The following is a 257-nucleotide window of genomic DNA, read 5'->3' as shown; positions in this document are numbered from 1 at the left end:
CCAAGATCACGTCGCTCATCGATGACGGAATCATTCGCCCGGTCGTGGATCGAGTCTTCCCCTTCGCGTCGACAAAGGAAGCGATGGCCTATGTCGAGGCCGGACGCGCAAAGGGCAAGGTCATCGTCTCAGTGAGGGAATCATGAGTGCGTCGCAGCCCGAAGGTCACGCGGCTTTCGTCGAGACAGTCTGGGATTCGAACCCACTCGAAGCCGCCAACTAGTGCTGAATCTGTAGCTAGCGGTGATGCGGATGAG

1 protein-coding gene is annotated in these 257 nt (G+C 58.4%); it reads left to right on the top strand.

Translation table 11 applies throughout. From position 1 onward, the window contains the following. Positions 1-5 precede the first annotated feature (5 nt). Positions 6-146, top strand: a complete 141-nt coding sequence (locus RZA33_RS19980; protein ID WP_416337894.1) for a zinc-binding dehydrogenase — start codon at positions 6-8, stop codon at positions 144-146. Positions 147-257 lie beyond the last annotated feature (111 nt).

This window comes from Halovibrio sp. HP20-59 (genome assembly GCF_033052795.2).
Classification (GTDB): Bacteria; Pseudomonadota; Gammaproteobacteria; order Pseudomonadales; family Halomonadaceae; genus Vreelandella.
The sequence above is the reverse complement of the archived record's forward strand: the minus strand, read 5'-3'. Positions and strand labels throughout refer to the sequence as shown.